Origin of the sequence: Pseudomonas sp. A-RE-22, assembly GCF_019956035.1 — a bacterium.
Taxonomy (GTDB): Bacteria; Pseudomonadota; Gammaproteobacteria; order Pseudomonadales; family Pseudomonadaceae; genus Aquipseudomonas; species Aquipseudomonas brassicacearum.
This window is the reverse complement of sequence record NZ_JAHBCZ010000033.1, coordinates 93,718-111,889: the sequence shown is the minus strand read 5'-3', so window position 1 is coordinate 111,889 and position 18,172 is coordinate 93,718. Positions and strand designations below refer to the sequence as shown.

At 61.0% G+C, this 18,172-nt stretch carries 17 protein-coding genes; 6 read left to right on the top strand and 11 right to left on the bottom strand.

Going from position 1 to position 18,172, the window contains the following annotated elements; genetic code table 11:
- Positions 1-174 precede the first annotated feature (174 nt).
- Positions 175-1,551 (top strand): glutamine synthetase family protein, encoded by a 1,377-nt coding sequence (locus KGA89_RS17115; protein ID WP_003177396.1) that lies wholly within the window; start codon positions 175-177, stop codon positions 1,549-1,551.
- Between the two features lie 246 nt (positions 1,552-1,797).
- Complete coding sequence (locus KGA89_RS17110) at positions 1,798-2,430, top strand: TetR/AcrR family transcriptional regulator (protein ID WP_003206643.1); 633 nt, start codon at positions 1,798-1,800, stop codon at positions 2,428-2,430.
- A gap of 175 nt (positions 2,431-2,605) precedes the next feature.
- Here KGA89_RS17110 and KGA89_RS17105 read toward each other — a convergent pair whose 3' ends face one another.
- The 7 genes from KGA89_RS17105 to KGA89_RS17075 form a co-directional block, all read right to left on the bottom strand.
- On the bottom strand, positions 2,606-2,821 hold the full coding sequence (locus KGA89_RS17105; RefSeq protein WP_003177394.1) for a molybdopterin-binding protein: 216 nt from the start codon (positions 2,819-2,821) through the stop codon (positions 2,606-2,608).
- Between the two features lie 25 nt (positions 2,822-2,846).
- Complete coding sequence (ssuB, locus tag KGA89_RS17100; RefSeq protein WP_223472095.1) at positions 2,847-3,653, bottom strand: aliphatic sulfonates ABC transporter ATP-binding protein; 807 nt, start codon at positions 3,651-3,653, stop codon at positions 2,847-2,849.
- The gene (gene ssuC, locus KGA89_RS17095; protein ID WP_223472094.1) at positions 3,650-4,432 is read right to left on the bottom strand and encodes an aliphatic sulfonate ABC transporter permease SsuC; all 783 of its coding nucleotides are present in this window, start codon (positions 4,430-4,432) and stop codon (positions 3,650-3,652) included. Before ssuC ends, ssuB begins: the two co-directional genes overlap by 4 nt.
- Positions 4,433-4,439: 7 nt before the next feature.
- Positions 4,440-5,588: an FMNH2-dependent alkanesulfonate monooxygenase gene (gene ssuD / locus KGA89_RS17090; RefSeq protein ID WP_223472093.1), complete on the bottom strand. Its 1,149-nt coding sequence runs from the start codon at positions 5,586-5,588 to the stop codon at positions 4,440-4,442.
- Positions 5,589-5,612: 24 nt separating this feature from the next.
- A complete protein-coding gene (locus KGA89_RS17085; RefSeq protein ID WP_223472092.1) occupies positions 5,613-6,578 on the bottom strand; it encodes a sulfonate ABC transporter substrate-binding protein in 966 nt (321 codons plus the stop codon).
- A 90-nt stretch (positions 6,579-6,668) separates the two neighbouring features.
- On the bottom strand, positions 6,669-7,262 hold the full coding sequence (ssuE, locus tag KGA89_RS17080; RefSeq protein ID WP_223472091.1) for an NADPH-dependent FMN reductase: 594 nt from the start codon (positions 7,260-7,262) through the stop codon (positions 6,669-6,671).
- A gap of 317 nt (positions 7,263-7,579) precedes the next feature.
- Complete coding sequence (locus tag KGA89_RS17075; RefSeq protein WP_024617266.1) at positions 7,580-8,218, bottom strand: peroxiredoxin; 639 nt, start codon at positions 8,216-8,218, stop codon at positions 7,580-7,582.
- Between the two features lie 336 nt (positions 8,219-8,554).
- On the opposite strand from KGA89_RS17075, the gene mntA reads away from it, so the two are divergent.
- Positions 8,555-8,950, top strand: a complete 396-nt coding sequence (gene mntA / locus KGA89_RS17070; protein ID WP_223472090.1) for a type VII toxin-antitoxin system MntA family adenylyltransferase antitoxin — start codon at positions 8,555-8,557, stop codon at positions 8,948-8,950.
- A 146-nt stretch (positions 8,951-9,096) separates the two neighbouring features.
- Here the strand turns inward: mntA and KGA89_RS17065 are convergent, their stop codons facing one another.
- The 3 genes from KGA89_RS17065 to argE form a co-directional block, all read right to left on the bottom strand.
- Positions 9,097-10,422 carry an OprD family porin gene (locus KGA89_RS17065; RefSeq protein WP_027912764.1) on the bottom strand — a complete coding sequence of 442 codons (1,326 nt, stop codon included), beginning with the start codon at positions 10,420-10,422 and terminating at the stop codon, positions 9,097-9,099.
- Between the two features lie 473 nt (positions 10,423-10,895).
- On the bottom strand, positions 10,896-12,194 hold the full coding sequence (gene argA, locus KGA89_RS17060) for an amino-acid N-acetyltransferase (RefSeq protein WP_028237445.1): 1,299 nt from the start codon (positions 12,192-12,194) through the stop codon (positions 10,896-10,898).
- A gap of 139 nt (positions 12,195-12,333) precedes the next feature.
- A complete protein-coding gene (gene argE / locus KGA89_RS17055) occupies positions 12,334-13,491 on the bottom strand; it encodes an acetylornithine deacetylase (RefSeq protein ID WP_223472089.1) in 1,158 nt (385 codons plus the stop codon).
- Positions 13,492-13,638: 147 nt separating this feature from the next.
- Between argE and KGA89_RS17050 the strand changes: the two genes are divergently transcribed.
- Complete coding sequence (locus KGA89_RS17050) at positions 13,639-15,006, top strand: inorganic triphosphatase (protein ID WP_013694509.1); 1,368 nt, start codon at positions 13,639-13,641, stop codon at positions 15,004-15,006.
- A gap of 130 nt (positions 15,007-15,136) precedes the next feature.
- On the opposite strand, the gene KGA89_RS17045 is transcribed toward KGA89_RS17050, so the two are convergent.
- Positions 15,137-15,607, bottom strand: coding sequence for an Lrp/AsnC family transcriptional regulator (locus KGA89_RS17045; RefSeq protein ID WP_223472088.1), 471 nt, complete (start codon positions 15,605-15,607; stop codon positions 15,137-15,139).
- Positions 15,608-15,733: 126 nt separating this feature from the next.
- Between KGA89_RS17045 and KGA89_RS17040 the strand changes: the two genes are divergently transcribed.
- Together KGA89_RS17040 and KGA89_RS17035 are read left to right on the top strand one after the other, a co-directional pair.
- The gene (locus KGA89_RS17040; RefSeq protein ID WP_223472087.1) at positions 15,734-16,072 is read left to right on the top strand and encodes a hypothetical protein; all 339 of its coding nucleotides are present in this window, start codon (positions 15,734-15,736) and stop codon (positions 16,070-16,072) included.
- Positions 16,073-16,216: 144 nt separating this feature from the next.
- A complete protein-coding gene (locus tag KGA89_RS17035) occupies positions 16,217-18,001 on the top strand; it encodes a GspE/PulE family protein (RefSeq protein WP_003206666.1) in 1,785 nt (594 codons plus the stop codon).
- The last annotated feature ends 171 nt before the right edge of the window (positions 18,002-18,172 follow it).

Genomic DNA, 18,172 nt, shown 5'->3' with positions numbered 1-18,172 from the left:
CCGCGGGCGCCAAGACCCTTAAAGGGAAAAAAACGCCCTAAATTGCCTCAAAAAAGCCCTGAAGGTGCTTTTTTAGGGCAAAAAAGGCCCTGCTTGACTTCGGCATGCCGTTCGGGTTGACTGGCTTTCGAAGAGATCAATGATTGATATTTTTAACAACAAAGGTGTTGCATCATGTCGGTACCCCCGCGTGCCGTTCAGCTTAACGAAGCGAACGCGTTCCTTAAGGAACATCCTGAGGTTCTGTACGTTGACCTTCTGATTGCGGATATGAATGGTGTGGTGCGCGGCAAGCGCATAGAACGCACCAGCCTCCACAAGGTTTACGAGAAAGGCATCAACCTGCCGGCCTCTTTATTTGCCCTGGATATCAACGGCTCTACGGTGGAAAGCACCGGCCTGGGTCTGGACATCGGCGATGCCGACCGGATCTGCTATCCAATCCCTGACACCCTGTGCAACGAACCTTGGCAGAAGCGCCCCACTGCGCAACTGTTGATGACCATGCACGAACTCGAAGGCGAGCCTTTCTTCGCCGACCCGCGTGAAGTCCTGCGCCAAGTCGTGACCAAGTTCGATGAACTGGGCCTGACCATCTGCGCCGCATTCGAGCTGGAGTTCTACCTGATCGACCAGGAGAACGTGAATGGACGCCCACAACCGCCCCGCTCGCCGATCTCCGGCAAACGCCCGCACTCGACCCAGGTCTACCTGATCGATGACCTCGACGAATACGTCGATTGCCTCCAGGACATTCTGGAAGGGGCCAAGGAGCAAGGCATTCCCGCCGACGCCATCGTCAAGGAAAGTGCCCCGGCGCAGTTCGAAGTGAACCTGCACCACGTGGCCGACCCGATCAAGGCCTGCGACTATGCGGTCCTGCTCAAGCGTCTGATCAAGAACATCGCCTACGACCATGAAATGGACACCACCTTCATGGCCAAGCCTTATCCGGGCCAGGCGGGTAATGGTCTGCACGTCCACATCTCGATTCTTGATAAAGATGGCAAGAATATTTTTGCCAGCGAGGATCCCGAGCAGAACGCCGCACTGCGTCACGCGATCGGCGGTGTGCTCGAGACCCTGCCCGCGCAGATGGCTTTCCTCTGCCCGAACGTCAACTCCTACCGTCGTTTCGGCGCACAGTTCTACGTGCCGAACTCGCCGACCTGGGGCCTGGACAACCGCACAGTGGCTTTGCGCGTCCCTACCGGTTCGGCCGATGCCGTGCGCCTGGAACACCGCGTCGCCGGCGCCGATGCCAACCCCTATCTGCTGATGGCCGCCGTGCTGGCGGGCGTACACCATGGCCTGACCAACAAGATCGAGCCCGGTGCGCCGGTGGAAGGCAACAGCTACGAGCAGAACGAGCAAAGCCTGCCGAACAACTTGCGCGATGCCCTGCGCGAGCTGGACGACAGCGAAGTCATGGCCAAGTACATCGACCCGAAATACATCGATATCTTCGTAGCCTGCAAGGAGAGCGAGCTGGAAGAGTTCGAACACTCCATCTCCGACCTCGAGTACAACTGGTACCTGCATACCGTGTAAGCGGGTTGCAGTAAAAAAATAACGCCGCGGCCCTTAAAGGGGTGCGGCGTTTTTTATGGATGCTGGTTGGATGGCCGCCTTCGGCGGATCGCGAGCAAGCTCAGCTCCCACATTGGATCTGTGGTAACCACCTGAGCCAGGTTCATCACAGTTCCCTGTGGGAGCAAGGCTTGCCCGCGATGACGACCTGGCAGACAACACAGGACCCGACTCGTACAATGCCCGGCAGCCCCGCAGGAGACGTCCATGACGCGCATCGCCACCCCCCGCAAACCCCGCGCACGCAGCCAGGCCCGGATCGACACCATTCTTGATGCCGCCCGTACACTGCTTGCCGCCGAAGGCGTGGCCAGCCTGTCGATCTACAGCGTCGCCGAACGTGCCGGGATCCCGCCTTCTTCCGTGTACCACTTCTTCGCCAGTGTCCCGGCCCTGCTCGAAGCCCTGACCGCCGACGTCCACGCCGCCTTTCGCGCCTGCCTGCAAGCACCGATCGATCATGCGGCGTTGAACCACTGGCACGATCTGTCACGGCTGGTGGAACAGCGCATGCTCACCATCTATAGCCAGGACGCCGCCGCCCGCCAACTGATCCTGGCCCAGCACGGCCTGACCGAAGTCACCCAGGCCGACCGCCAGCACGACCTCGAGCTGGGCGACCTGATGCATAAGGTGTTCAACCACCATTTCGAACTGCCGACCTTGCCCAGCGACGTCGACGTGTTCGCCCTGGCCATGGAACTGGGCGACCGCGTCTACGCCCGCTCGGTACAACAACACGGCCAGATCACCCCGCGCATGGCCGAGGAAGGCATGCGGGTGTTCGATGCGTACCTGGGGCTGTATCTGCCACCGTATCTGCCCAAGCGCTCCGCTTGATCGTTCCCACGCCTAGTGTTGATCGTTCCCACGCTCTGCGTGGGCATGCAGCCAGGGACGCTCCGCGTCCCCAAGAGCCGAACGCGGTGTGTCCGTAGAGGCATTCCCACGCAGAGCGTGGGAACGATAAGCCCCGAAGGGCTCACGCCGTCCGGGGCTGTGGGTCAAGCATCGCTCACAACTTGGCGATAGACACCTCGGTGGATTTGACGAAGGCGATCACTTCGCTGCCGATCGCCAGTTCCAGCTCCTTGACCGAGCGGGTGGTGATGACCGAAGTGACGATGCCCGACGCGGTCTGCACGTCGATTTCCGACAACACGTCGCCTTCGACGATTTCCTTGATGGTGCCTTTGAACTGGTTGCGTACGTTGATGGCTTTGATAGTCATGGTGTCGATTCCTGTCTGGATGAGGTTATTGCGCCCAACGCAATTGCGTGGGCAAGGGTGAAACGGGTTCCGGTTCCGGCGGTTGGCCGGGCAAGGACAGCACACGGTTGAGGACTTCGGTTTCCAGGCTCGCCAGGCGATGAGAGCCGCGAGCCCGTGGGCGTGGCAGGTCGATGGACAGGTCAAGGCCGATCTGGCCGTCCTCGATCAGGATCACCCGATCGGCAATCGCTACCGCCTCGCTGACGTCGTGGGTCACCAGCAACACCGTGAAGCCGTGCTGCTGCCAGAGGTTTTCGATCAGTTGCTGCATCTCGATGCGGGTCAGTGCGTCCAGCGCCCCCAAGGGTTCGTCGAGCAGCAGCAGGCGTGGCTGATGAATCAGCGCGCGGGCCAGGGCCACTCGTTGTTTCTGCCCGCCGGACAACGCCGCCGGCCACTCCTGGGCGCGGTCGGCCAAGCCGACGGCTTCCAGTGCCTGCAACGCCTGCGAGCGCCAGTTGCCTTTTAGTCCAAGGCCGACGTTGTCGATGACTTTTTTCCAGGGCAGCAAACGCGCTTCCTGGAACATCAACCGCGTGTCCTGTTGCGCGGCACTCAACGCTGCCGAGCCCGCCAACAGTTGCCCATCGGTAGGCTGATCGAGACCGGCCAGCAACCGCAGCAACGTACTTTTTCCACAGCCACTGCGACCGACCACGGCTACGAACTGCCCGGCCGGGATATGCAGGTCGATGTCGCGCAACACCTGGCGCGTGCCGAAGGTTTTTTGCAGCTTGCGCACTGCCAGCGGGATGCCACGCAGCAGGCGCGGAGGTTGTTGGGCGGTCATGCGGCACCTCCCTTGTTCACTTGGTAGGCCGGGTGCCAGCGCAGCCAGACCCGCTCAAGCCCACGGGCGGCAAGGTCGGCCAATTTGCCCAGCACGGCGTACAGGAGAATCGCCAGCACCACCACATCGGTCTGCAGGAACTCCCGGGCATTCATTGCCAGATAACCGATGCCGGAGCTGGCCGAGATAGTTTCCGCCACGATCAGCGTCAGCCACATGAACCCCAGGGCAAAGCGCACGCCCACCAGGATCGAAGGCAAGGCGCCCGGCAGGATCACCTGGCGAAACAGGCGCAAGCCAGACAAACCGTAGCTGCGGGACATTTCCACCAGCGCCGGATCGACGTTGCGAATGCCGTGGTAGGTGTTGAGGTAGATCGGGAACAACGTGCCCAGCGCCACCAGGAAAATCTTCGCCGACTCATCGATGCCAAACCACAGGATCACCAACGGAATCAGCGCCAGGTGCGGGATGTTCCGGAGCATTTGCACGGAACTGTCCAACAGGCGTTCGCCCCACTTCGACAAGCCGGTGATGAAGCCCAGGGCCAGGCCGATGCCACCGCCGATCAGAAAGCCCACCGCTGCGCGCCAACCGCTGATCGCCAGGTGCGTCCAGATCTCGCCGCTGCGCACCAGATTGACCCCGGCCTCGATCACGGCCACGGGTGCCGGCAGGATCCGCGTGGATAACCAACCGGCCGATACCGACAGTTGCCATACCGCCAGCAACAGCAGCGGCACCGCCCAGGGCGTGAGGTTGTGGATGATTTTCTTCATGGCCGCCTCAACTCTGGGACGCGGCTTTGGGAAGAATATCGTTGGCGACCATTTCACCGAACGGGCTCACATAGCCCTGGCTCCTGGGCAACTCCGGACGCTCCACGTCCAGGTGGGGGAACAACAGTTCCGCCACGCGATAGGACTCTTCCAGGTGTGGATAACCGGAGAAGATAAAGGTGTCGATGCCAAGATCGGCGTACTCCTTGACCCGCGCCGCCACGGTCGGGCCATCGCCCACCAGCGCCGTACCGGCACCGCCGCGAACCAGGCCGACGCCGGCCCAGAGGTTGGGGCTGACTTCCAGCTTGTCGCGACGGCCACCGTGCAGGGCGGCCATGCGTTGCTGACCCACCGAGTCGAAGCGCGCCAGGGACGCCTGGGCACGGGCAATGGTGTCGTCGTCCAGGTGGGAAATTAGCCGGTCGGCCGCTTGCCAGGCTTCGGCGTTGGTTTCCCGCACGATCACATGCAGGCGGATGCCGAAACGTACCGTGCGCCCCAATTTCGCAGCCTTGGCCCGTACTTGTTCGATCTTTTCCGCCACGGCTGCGGGCGGCTCGCCCCAGGTCAGCACCATTTCCACCTGCTCGGCTGCCAAGTCCTGGGCGGCTTGCGACGAGCCACCGAAATACAGCGGCGGACGCGGTTGCTGGATCGGTGGATAGAGCAGCTTGGCGCCCTTCACACTGATGTGCTCACCATCGTAATCCACGGTTTCGCCTTCCAGCACCCGGCGCCAGATGCGGGTGAATTCCACCGACGCCTGGTAGCGTTGCTCGTGGTCGAGGAACAGGCCATCGCCGGCCAACTCATCCGGGTCGCCACCGGTCACCAGGTTGAACAACGCACGTCCGCCGGACAACCGGTCGAGGGTCGCAGCCTGGCGCGCCGCCACCGTCGGAGAAATGATCCCGGGGCGCAGGGCAACGAGGAATTTCAGGCGCTGGGTCACCGGAATCAACGAAGCGGCCACCAGCCAGGAGTCTTCGCAGGAACGCCCGGTGGGGATAAGCACACCGCCGAAACCCAGTCGATCCGCCGCCTGGGCGACTTGTTGCAGGTAACCGTGATCGACGGCGCGGGCGCCTTCGGCAGTGCCAAGGTAATGGCCGTCGCCGTGGGTAGGCAGGAACCAGAAAATATTGAGGCTCATGGAGTGGTCTCCTAAGGAATCGAATTACTGCGCTTTCGCAACGGCCGCCGGCGGCGTCCAGATCACGTCCTTGATGCTCAAGGGTTTGGGAATCAATTTGAGCTGATAGAAGCTGTCGGCGATTTTCTGCTGCGCCGCCACCACCTCCGGCGTGAGGAACAACGCCCCATAGCCTTGGCGTTTCACCGACGTCAGGGTGATGTCCGCCGGCAGGCCGAGCAGCGGCGATACCTGCTTGGTCACGTCGTCAGGATTGGCCCTGGACCACTCCCCCACTGCGCGCACCTCTTCCACCAGCGTCGTGATGACCTGGGGATTTTTTTGCGCATAGGGTTTGGTGGCCAGGTAGAACTGGTGGTTGTCGACGATGCCTTTGCCGTCACGCAGGGTGCGTGCCTGCAACTGCTGTTCGGCGGCAGCCTGGTACGGATCCCAGATCACCCAGGCGTCGACGCTGCCACGCTCGAACGCGGCGCGGGCGTCGGCCGGTGGCAGGAAAACGGTCTGGATGTCGGAATACTTCAGGCCGGCATCTTCCAGCGCTCGCACCAGCAGGTAGTGAACGTTGGAGCCTTTGTTCAGCGCGACTTTCTTGCCCTTGAGGTCTTGCACCGATTGGATGGCCGAGCCTTTGGGCACCAGGATCGCCTCGCTGGTGGGCGCCGGTGGCTCGTAAGCGACGTAGAGCAGATCGGCGCCTGCGGCCTGGGCAAACACCGGCGGGGTTTCACCGGTCACGCCAAAGTCGATGGAACCGACGTTCAAGCCCTCAAGCAGCTGCGGGCCACCGGGGAACTCGGTCCATTGCACGTCCACGCCTTGGGCGGCGAGACGTTTTTCCAATGTTCCCTTGGCTTTGAGCAGCACCAGGGTGCCGTATTTCTGGTAACCGATCCGCAAGGTCTCGGCTTGAGCTTGAGTAATGACGCCGAGGGACACAGCCGCAGCAAACAGAGCGACCAGCCCGCGACGCAAAATGACAGTGCGCATGGCGCCTCTCCTTTTTGCTGTGGGGTTTTGGCTGCACCTGCTGGGCCGTTGACGGCTGAGTAAGGTGAGTTGAATCAGGGTGTTCGGGGTTCAAATGCTCCAGCGAGCACTCAACAAACGTTCGTTCAATACATTTGGGTCCAACGGCCTGGGCCGACGGGCCATGGCGCTGAAAAACTGTTCCAGCGCCTCGTCCAGGCGCTGTTGCAGGGCCGGTACCAATTGCGCCTGGGCGCTGCCTTCGCCATAAGCGATCTGGCTATCTTCAGCAAAGATCCCATGGAGCATTTCCTGGGCCTTGAGCGCAGACAACACCGGCTTGAGGGCGTAGTCCACTGCCAGCATGTGGGCGATGCTGCCGCCGGTTGCCATCGGCAACACCACTTTATGAGCCAGGGCCCGTTCAGGCAGCAGGTCCAGCACGGTCTTCAGCGCACCGGAAAAAGACGCCTTGTACACCGGCGTGGCAATCAACAGGCCGTCGGCATTTTCGATCTGCTGGAGCAGGTCGATCACCTTCGGGCTGTCGAAACGGGCATGGAGCAGATCTTCGGCCGGAAAATCGCGCACCTGATAGCTCACCACTTCCACACCTTGCTGCTGCAACCAGCGTTGCGACCGCTCCAGCAGCACCCCGGAGCGGGAGCGTTGGCTGGGACTGCCACCGAGTGAGACGACCAACATGCCTGCTATTCCTTAACTGTCACGTGCGATTCGCGGTGGGCGATCTCGCTGTATGGGTCAAACCATAACAGGGGATCAATATATCTTTAAATCATATTTATTCATTTGGTTATGCAATTAAGATATATGTAATTCGCTTTCCTTAAGCAATAAAAAAAGGCCGTCGAAACGGCCAAAACCCTTGGTGCACAGAAATCCCCTGTGGGAGCGAGCTTGCTCGCGATAGCGGTGTATCAGTCGACATCGACGTTGGCAGATCCGACGCCATCGCGAGCAAGCTCGCTCCCACAGCTTCAGAGTCAGGTTCAGGGGTTGCGTCAGCGGTTGGGCTGCGGGGTCAGGCGCAGGTAAGGCTTCACGGCGCGGTAACCCTTGGGAAAACGCTGCTTGAGTTCCTCTTCATCCTTGAGCGACGGCACGATCACCACTTCATCGCCGTCCTGCCAGTTGGCCGGGGTGGCGACTTTGTAGTTGTCGGTCAATTGGAGCGAGTCGATCACCCGCAGGATCTCATTGAAATTGCGCCCGGTACTGGCCGGGTAGGTAATGGTCAGGCGGATCTTCTTGTTCGGGTCGATCACGAACAAGGAACGCACAGTCAAAGTGTCGCTGGCGTTGGGATGGATCAGGTCGTACAGGTCCGAGACCTTGCGGTCGGCATCGGCCAGGATCGGAAAATTGACCACGGCGTTCTGGGTCTCGTTGATGTCCTCGATCCACTTGTGGTGCGAGTCCACCGGGTCGACCGAAAGGGCAATGGCCTTGACCCCGCGCTGGGCGAATTCGTCCTTGAGCTTGGCGGTCAGGCCCAACTCGGTGGTGCACACCGGGGTGAAGTCCGCCGGGTGGGAAAACAGCACGCCCCAGCTGTCGCCGAGCCATTCGTGGAAGCGAATCTTGCCGGCGCTGGAATCCTGTTCGAAGTCGGGGGCGATGTCGCCGAGTCTGAGGCTCATGGTGCGGCTCCTGGATGAGGTTGTTGTGAGCCCAACTTTGCACCGGTTTCGTTTGCTTTAAAAAGAATAAATATCCATTTATCTAGATCGATAGTGAATATAAAAAACTGTTCACTGGCGCCATCCCGCATACCGGCACAAGATCGCCAGCGAGGTTCGAGAAGGCCTCGAGTTGCTGAAAAGAGGAGAAGTTTCGAGGAGGGCTACAGGGGTGGGCCTGACTCGAAAACGCAAAAGCCCCACCCGGCGTGTAGCCGGGTGGGGCTTTTTTTGTTTTGTGTTCACATTACGGAAATTATTGACGCGATTTCAGGACGAGCGGCTAGGATAGGCAACATGAACACTCAAGCCTTGTTGACTCATCTGCAAAACCACCTCCCTGGACTGCTGGCGGTTTACCTGTTCGGTAGCCATGCACAGGGAACCGCCGGGCCTGGCAGTGATGTCGATATAGCTGTGCTCTGGACCGGTCAGGTCGACCCCGTGTTGTTATGGCAGCTTTCCGGGGACTTGGCGGATATAGCCGGATGCCCAGTGGATCTGCTTGATTTACGTGCGGCAACGACGGTGATGCAGTATCAGATCCTGACCCGTGGTCAGAGGCTCTGGGCTAGAGACGTACAGGCGGGGTTGTTCGAATGTTTTATCCTCAGCGAAAAAACCGCTCTCGACGAAGCTCGGGCAGGCCTGTTCAAGGACATTCACGAAAAAGGCATCGTGTACGGTCGATGATGTACTGATTCAATAAAGCGGCGTGTATTGAGCGTTGCATCCCCCGGATACGGGAGGAATACAAGACGGATCCCACTACCTGACCCAAAACGCAAAAGCCCCGCCCGGCGTGCTGCCGGGCGGGGCTTTTTTTACTTCGCTACGTCTTACATGAAGTTGTAAGTGTAGTTGAAGATCAGGCGGGTCTGATCCTGGCTGGCGATACCAGTGCCGCTGCCACGGTAGGTACCGTGACGCAGGGTGGTGCCGAAGCCCTTCAGAGGACCTTGCTGGACAACGTAGTCCAGGCGCATGTCACGTTCCCACTCGGACGAGTCGCTGCCGCCGGTAGCCGACTTGATGTCGTCACCGTGCAGGTAGGCAACCGCAGCCTTCAGGCCTGGAGCACCCAAGGCCGTGAAATCATAGGAGTATTGGCCGAAGGTGGTGTTTTCACCGGCACGGACAAACGGGTTGATCATGCTGTCGGTGAACAGATAGAAGCTCGAGCCACCCGCGCCTTCGTTACGACCGGCGTCATTGAGCAGGCTGCCCTGGTTAAGGTAGACAAAGCCGCCATCATCACCGACTTGCTGGTGACCCAACAGGAATGCGCTGCCGCCCAAGGTGTAAGTGAACATGGCGCTCCAGGTCTTGTTGTCGACCTCGCCCGCGTTCTTGGCATAGCCACCGTTGTTGTTGAAGCGATAGCCCGCATCACCGTTGCGGCCATCCGAACTGCTGTCGAAGTAACGCAGGTCTGTCTTGAACGACTGGCCTTCGCTGATCGGGAAAACGTGTACTGCGCCCAGGAAGTGCTGCTTGTAGTAATCCTGCAGGTTGGCGTAGTAGTACTGCAGCGTCAGGTCCTTAGTGACCTTCCAGTCGGCGCCGCCGTAACGGAACTGGTTGCTGTCTTCAGTACCGCCGTTTACCGACATGCCAGTGCTGTTGGTGCCGGCACGACCCACAACGTGTTCCAGCTGACCGGCGTTGAACGTCACATTGTCGATTTCCTTGGAGGTGATGGTGCCACCTTCAAAGGTTTGCGGCAGCAGACGACCGTCGCTGGCGACCAGGATCGGCAGGTTAGGCGCCAGGGCGCCACCCAGGTGGGCCTCGGTCTTGGAGAACAGCGCCTTGACGTTACCAGACAGACGGCTCCAATCGTGTACGGCGGAGCCATCGGTATCGCTTGGAACGAAGGAGTTGTTATCCGGGTGATGGCCTCTGCCGCCATCGAGGTGGATACCGACCAGTGCCTGGGCATCGATACCGAAACCAACGACGCCTTGAGTGAAGCCGGACTTGTAGTCGAACTTCAGGCCAGTGGCCGTCTCACGCTGGTCATTGCCGCCTTCGCGGTTATCGTTATCAAAGTACAGCGTACGAGAACTTACAGACGCCTTGCTGTCCTCGATAAAACCAGCGGCGCCTGCCTGCTGCGCCAGAACCCCAACAGCCACGGCCAGGGCCAAGGTGGATTTGTTCATGCTTCGCTCCTCTCGTTTTCTAATTCTTGTGTGTCTTTGGTTCCGGATCGAACGCCCGGATCCCGCGGATGCGCGATTAGCGCCAGACCGTGACTGACAAGTCAATCGTAACCATTTATGACTACGACTATGGTCTAACCCCTCTGCACCGGCCCGCAGGATAATGGATTCTTTATAATTCCAAAAAGAATTGTTTCAACAGTTTTCAGCTCGTTTCGACATATGAGTGCCATCACAGCACCATCAGGCCGTGACATGACTTATCGGCGACGCAGGAAATTACTGAACGATGATTCGTCGGGGATTTACGAGACCCGCGAATTCTTGGCGACGAGCTATGTTTGCGCGCCTCCTGCGCCTTCGATTCCTGTTCTCGACCGCTCGCGCATGCCGCGATCTTGACGCGTTCCAGACTAGCTGCTCATTGTCTGAAATCAAGAAGATCGCGGCAGGGCAAGTTTTCCGACGGACGCTTACAAGGATTTTTCGAAGATCTTCGAATTGCGCTGGTAGTTGTAGAGCGAAGCCCGCGCCGCCGGCAGGCGCTCGACACTGCTGGGTTCAAAGCCACGTTCACGGAACCAGTGGGCAGTCCGGGTCGTCAGCACGAACAGCGTCTTGAGCCCCTGGGCGCGGGCCCGGGTTTCGATCCGCTCCAGCAGTTCATCGCCACGGCCACCGTGGCGGTACTCCGGGTTCACGGCCAGGCAGGCCAGCTCCCCGGCGTCCGAATCGGCAATCTGGTACAACGCCGCGCAGGCGATGATCATGCCCTCGCGCTCGACCACGCTGAACTGCTCGATCTCGCGCTCCAGCACTTCGCGGGAGCGACGCACCAGGATCCCCTGCTCTTCCAGCGGACTGATCAGGTCCAGCAGGCCGCCAACATCCTCAATGGCCGCTTCGCGTACCACCTCGAATTGCTCCTGGGCCACCAACGTACCGCTGCCATCGCGGGTGAACAGTTCGGTCAGCAGCGCACCGTTCTCGGCATAGCTGACGATATGGCTGCGCGCCACCCCGCCACGACAGGCCTGGGCCGCCGCGTCCAGCAGTTCGGCCTGATAGTCGCTGCCCAGGCGTTGCATATGGCCCGGAACCTGTTGCGGGCGCAATTCGCGAACCAGCCGCCCGTCCTCACCGATAAGCCCCTGCTCGGCACCGAACAACAGCAGCTTGTCGGCTGCCAGGTCGATGGCTGCCCGGGTGGCAACGTCTTCACAGGCGAGGTTGAAGATCTCGCCGGTGGGCGAATAACCCAACGGCGACAGCAGCACGATGGAGCGTTCGTCCAGCAGGCGATTGATACCCTTGCGATCGACCCGGCGCACTTCACCGGTGTGGTGATAATCCACGCCCTCGAGCACACCGATGGGACGCGCGGTGACCAGATTGCCGCTGGCGACCCGCAGCCGCGAGCCCTGCATGGGCGAGGACGCCATGTCCATGGACAGGCGGGCCTCGATGGCGATGCGCAACTGGCCGACCGCATCGATCACACACTCCAGGGTCGCGGCATCGGTGATGCGCATGCCGTGGTGGTAATGGGGAGTGAGGCCCCGTGCAGCGAGGCGGGTCTCGATTTGCGGGCGCGAACCATGGACCAGCACCAGGCGCACGCCGAGGCTGTGCAACAGCACCAGGTCGTGGACGATGTTGCCGAAATTAGGGTGTTCCACCCCGTCGCCGGGCAGCATGACGATGAAGGTGCAATCGCGGTGGGCGTTGATGTAGGGCGAAGCGTGACGAAGCCAATTGACGTATTCGGGCATGAACCTGGACCTGTAATAAATAACAGCCAAAACAAAGACGAAACAGAACGCACAACGGGGCTGGTGGTTATCGTCGGAACAGGCTTGGCGACACGCGCGCTCTCCTCATGTGATGAATACGGCCCCGCAAGGGGGCAATTTAACCGACCGTGGCCGGCGTCAGGCAGTAATGGCCGATCAACTGCCGCAACAACTGTACGGTAGGTTGCAAACGTGACATTTCAAGGTACTCGCCCGGCTGGTGGGCGCAGGCGATATCGCCAGGACCGAGCACCAGGGTTTCGCAGCCAAGGCGCTGAAGATAAGGCGCTTCGGTGCCAAACGCCACTGCTTCGGCACGATGGCCGGTAAGTCGCTCGGCCACCCGTACCAGCTCGCAGTCTTCGGCCTGCTCGAAGGGTGGCACTTCGGGGAACAGCGGTGCGTAGTCGATCTTGACTTGATGGCGTTCGGCGATGGGGTTCAGCTTCTGTTGGATCGCCGCCCGCAGCACTTGCGGGTCCATGCCCGGCAACGGGCGCAGGTCGAATTCCATGGAGCATTGGCCGCAGATGCGGTTGGGATTGTCGCCGCCATGGATGCAGCCGAAGTTCAGGGTCGGTTGTGGCACGGTGAACTGCGGGTTACGGAACTCACGTTGCCATTGCAGGCGCAGTCCGCGCAGTTCGCCCATGGCATCGTGCATGGCTTCCAGCGCGCTGTGGCCCAGGCTCGGATCGGAGGAATGGCCGCTGCGCCCGAGAATGTCGATGCGCTCCATCATCACGCCTTTGTGCAGGCGAATCGGCCGCAGGCCGGTCGGCTCACCGATCACCGCCGCGCGCCCCAGTGGTCGCCCGGCATCGGCCAGGGCCCGGGCGCCGGACATGGAGCTTTCTTCGTCGCAGGTCGCGAGGATCAGCAGCGGTTGCTTGAACGGTTGGTCCAGCAGCGGCGTGACCGCTTCGATGGCCAAGGCGAAAAAACCCTTCATGTCACAACTGCCCAGGCCCACCCAGCGGCCATCGACCTCGGTGAGCTTCAGCGGATCGGTCTGCCACAACGCGCCGTCGAACGGCACCGTGTCGCTGTGGCCAGCCAGCACCAGGCCGCCGGGACCGCTGCCAAAACTGGCCAGCAGGTTGAATTTGCCGGGGTTGACCTGCTGGATATCACAGCAGAACCCCAGCTCAGTGAGCCAGCCTGCCAGCAGCTCGATCACGGCACTGTTGGACTGGTCCAGCCCAGGCTGGGTACAACTGACCGAAGGTGCGGCGATCAGGGCAGCGAATTGATCTTTCATGGACGGCAAAGGCATCGCTGACTCCGGGCTTACAGATTGACGTTCATCATAGAACCATCTGGACCCAGGAATAAACCTAGGGCGAGTGAGTCCTGTACACTGCACGGCCTTGGCAGCCACACCTTCCCCCGGCTGCACACCCGATCCCTGGATTTTCCGGCCATGCAGAAAGAAACCGAAATCAAACTCCGCGTCAGCCGCGAGACCCTGGCAGCCTTGCGCGAGCATCCGCTGCTGAAAAAACGCAACAAGAGTGGCTGGGAACGCCACGAACTGATGAACCAGTATTTCGACACGCCGGAGCGTGACCTGGCCCAGGCCAAGGTCGCCCTGCGCCTGCGTCGTGACGGCGAAGAGGTGATCCAGACCCTCAAGACCCGCGGCCAGAGCGTCGCCGGCCTGTCCGAGCGCAACGAGTACGATTGGCACCTGCCCAAGGCCAAGCTCGACCTGAAGAAGCTCGACGGCGAATGCTGGCCCGAGGCCTTGGCCGAACTGGACAAGAAAACCCTCAAGGCCATCTTCACCACCGATTTCGTTCGCGAACGCGCTGAAATCGCCTGGGGCCGTGGCAAAAGCAAGGTGGTCATCGAAGCCGCCCTGGACCTGGGCCATGTGGTGGTCGGCAAGCAGAAGGAAGAAATCTGCGAACTGGAGCTGGAACTGCGCGAAGGCGAACCCGCCGCCCTGCTGGAACTGGCCGCCGAGCTGGCCGCAACCCTGCCCTTGATGCCTTGCGACATCAGCAAGGCCGAACGTGGCTATCGCCTGTATGACGCGGGCAGCTACGCCCTGAGCCTGCCGGCCCCGCAACTGACCGCCGAAACGCCGCTGGATGACGCCTTCGCCGCGCTGAGCTGGCATCTGCTCGGCAGCAGCCAACGCCTGGCCGAGCAATACCGTTTCAACGGCCACTGGCGCTTGCTGCAGGACTGGGTGGAAAACCTCGCCGAACTGCGCGCCCTGCTCAGCAGCCTCGGCCAGGCCGCGCCGCGCCAATCGACCCACGACTTGCGCCTGGCCCTGGACGCGTTGCTGGAAGACTGGCGCCCACTGGTCCAGGCCGGCCTGGATGACGAAGACGTGCGCAAGGCGGCACCGGAACAGTTCCTTGAAGAGCTGCAAGACCCGCGCTGGGGCCTGTTTTCCCTCAACACTTCCCGCTGGCTGCTGGCACGCAGCTGGGCCGCCGAGCGCAACACCCGTGGCAATCGCCAGGGCGCGGCGCAACTGGGCAGCTGGCTGCCGCGCCTGCTGGGCGAAGAATCCTCGTCCCTGCAATTGCAACGCTATCAGCAACAGCCGGAAGACCTGGCCGAGCAACTGCCGCGCATCGAACGCATCCAGGCCTGGCTGCACCACGCCCGCCATGTACTGGAGATCCCGGAAATGGATCGCCTCTATGGTGAACTGAACAAACTGGCGCAACTGGCCAACCAACCGATCACCGACGAAACGCTGGATGCGCGCAAGCAGCAGGCGATTGCGGTTTACCAGAATCGGGCCTGGAAGACTTTACTGCGTCTGTGATGCCGCCATCGCGAGCAAGCTCGCTCCCACAGAGGTTCAGTGTTGTACACACATGTTGTGGCCACTGAAGATCAACTGTGGGAGCGAGCTCGCTCGCGATGAGGCCAGCAAAAACACCGCAGAAACAAGCTCAACGCACCACAGGCAAACTCGTCGTCGACTTGATCTCCGACAGCGCCACGATCGAGTTCACTTCCTGGATCCCCGGCACCATCGACAGCTTTTCGAAAAAGAATCGCTCATACGCCTCGATATCGGCGGTGACGATGCGCAGCAGAAAATCCACCGCCCCCATCAGCACGTAACACTCCAGCACTTCGGGGAAGCCGCGGATCGCCTCGGTGAATTCGGTGAAGTTCGAACGACCGTGGGCGTTGAGTTTGATTTCGGCGAAGATCTGCGTGTTAAGGCCGATTTTCTTGCGATCCAGCAGAGTCACCTGGCCGCGAATGATGCCCTCCTCCTTCATCCGCTGGATCCGCCGCCAGCATGGCGATTGAGACAAGCCGACCTGTTCGGCGATCTGCGCACTGGACAGCGAGGCATCCTCCTGCAACAGCGCCAGTATCCTGCGGTCGTAGCTATCCAATTCGCTGTGCATGATCAAACCCGAAATGATTGATTTAGAGAATCAAGCGATTCAAAACATCGCCATAATCACTCATCTTAGATAAGAAATACCGCAGCTCGCATGTAAATATTTCTCCCGCCACCAAGGAGACCGAACATGCCCCCACTCGAAGCCGTTGCCATAGCCCCGACCCGCGCCGACGTCTGGCACGCCGCCAATACCCATTGCCGGGTGCAGTACCAGATATTGGCCGAAGCCGAGCCGGACTTGCTGTGCCGGGCGTTGAACCTGTTTGCCTTGCAGGGCCTGACGCCGCAGCAGGTTCATGTCGAGCGCCTTGGCGATGTGCTGGCGCTGGACATCGTCATGGATGGGCTGAGCTGGCACCGTGCCCAGGTCATCGCTGAAAAATTACGTAACCTGATCAGCGTCTGTTCGGTGGACCTGCAAGACGCTGATATTGCGCACGTTGGGCCGGCCCAAGCCGTCTGTTGAACGCCCATGGGCAAGAACTGGTAACGCATTGGTCGGGTAGTGGCCCAACGGTCTACGGGGTCGGGACTATTCTTTTGCAGACCGAGCGAGGACGCCGAAGCGTCTGTATCGCGGCTTTGCTGCAATTGTCCAATAGGAACCCGCATGTCCACCAAACACGCCACTCAGGACCGCTGGCTGGACCTCAACGATCTGCTGCGCCAACTGGTCACCCAGGGCCTCATCAGCCAGGATTCAGCCGAAACCGCGCTGAACGCCCGCCGACGCCACAGCGCCAATAGCCAGTTGCATCCGCTGGAGTTCATCGCCAACCAGCATCTGGACGACCTCAGCCGGCCCGGCAAGCGCCTGGACCTGGAGAACCTGACCCTGTGGCTGTCCCAGCAGGCCGACCAGCCCTACATGCGCATCGACCCGTTGAAAATCAACGTCGCGGCCGTGACGCCCTTGATGTCCTATGCCTTTGCCCAGCGCCACAAGATCCTTGCGGTGGCGGTCGATCGAGACGCCGTCACCGTCGCCAGCGCACAGCCCTACGTCAACAGCTGGGAAGCCGACCTGACCCACGTGCTCAAGCTGCCGATCAAGCGGGTGATCGCCAACCCGGTGGACATCCAGCGCTTGAGCGTGGAGTTCTATCGCCTGGCCAAATCGGTCAGCGGCGCCACCGCGGTCGATCAGCAGCCGAGCAACCTGAGCAATTTCGAACAGTTGCTCAACCTGGGGGCCAGCGACCAGGAGCCGGACGCCAACGACGCCCACATCGTCAACATTGTCGACTGGCTGTTCCAGTACGCCTTCCAGCAGCGCGCCAGTGATATCCACATCGAACCGCGCCGCGAGCAGGGCACCGTGCGGTTTCGCATCGACGGGGTGCTGCACACCGTCTATCAGTTCCCACCGCAGGTCACGATGGCGATCGTCAGCCGTCTCAAGAGCCTGGGGCGGATGAACGTCGCGGAAAAACGCAAACCCCAGGACGGCCGGGTCAAGACCAAGACCCCGGACGGTGGCGAAGTGGAGTTGCGCCTGTCGACCTTGCCCACCGCGTTCGGCGAAAAAATGGTCATGCGGATCTTCGACCCGGAAGTGTTGCTCAAGGACTTCGACCAACTCGGCTTCTCCGCCGACGACCTGCGTCGCTGGCAGGACATGACCCGCCAGCCCAACGGCATCATCCTGGTGACCGGGCCCACCGGTTCCGGCAAGACCACCACCCTCTACACCACCCTCAAGAAACTGGCGACGCCGGAAGTGAACCTCTGCACCATCGAGGACCCGATTGAAATGGTCGAGGCCTCCTTCAACCAGATGCAGGTCCAGCACAACATCGACCTGTCCTTCGCCGCCGGGGTGCGGGCGCTGATGCGGCAAGACCCGGACATCATCATGATCGGTGAGATCCGCGACCTGGAGACTGCCGAGATGGCGATCCAGGCGGCGCTCACCGGGCACCTTGTGCTGTCGACGCTGCACACCAACGACGCACCGAGCGCCATCAGTCGCCTGCTGGAGCTGGGTGTGCCCCATTACCTGATCAAGGCCACCGTGCTCGGGGTCATGGCCCAGCGGCTGGTCCGCACGCTGTGCCCTCAATGCAAGGCCCCCCTGACCCTGGATGAAGACGACTGGCAAACCCTGACGCGGCCCTGGCAGGCGCCGCTGCCGAGCAATGCCCAACAGGCCGTCGGTTGCCTGGAGTGCCGCGACACCGGTTACCGCGGCCGCGCCGGCGTCTACGAAATCATGCAACTGACCGACAGCGTCAAGGCCTTGATCCACCCCGACACCGACCTGCTGGCAGTACGCCGCCAGGCATTCAAGGAAGGCATGCGCAGCCTGCGCTTGTCGGGGGCGCAAAAGGTGGCGGCGGGCTTGACCACGGTCGAGGAAGTGCTGCGGGTGACGCCGCAGAGCGAGCAGAAGTAGTTGTGGCGGCACCTGTGGCGAGAGGTTCTGGGAGCAAGGCTTGCCCGCGATGAAAATGACGCGGTCTCCCGGGGAAGCAAGGCGCCTGCATCGCGAGCAAGCTTTGCTCCCACATAGCGAAGATACTGGCCGCGTGCCCTACACTCAGGGCTCGCAGGTCCATCTCAATTC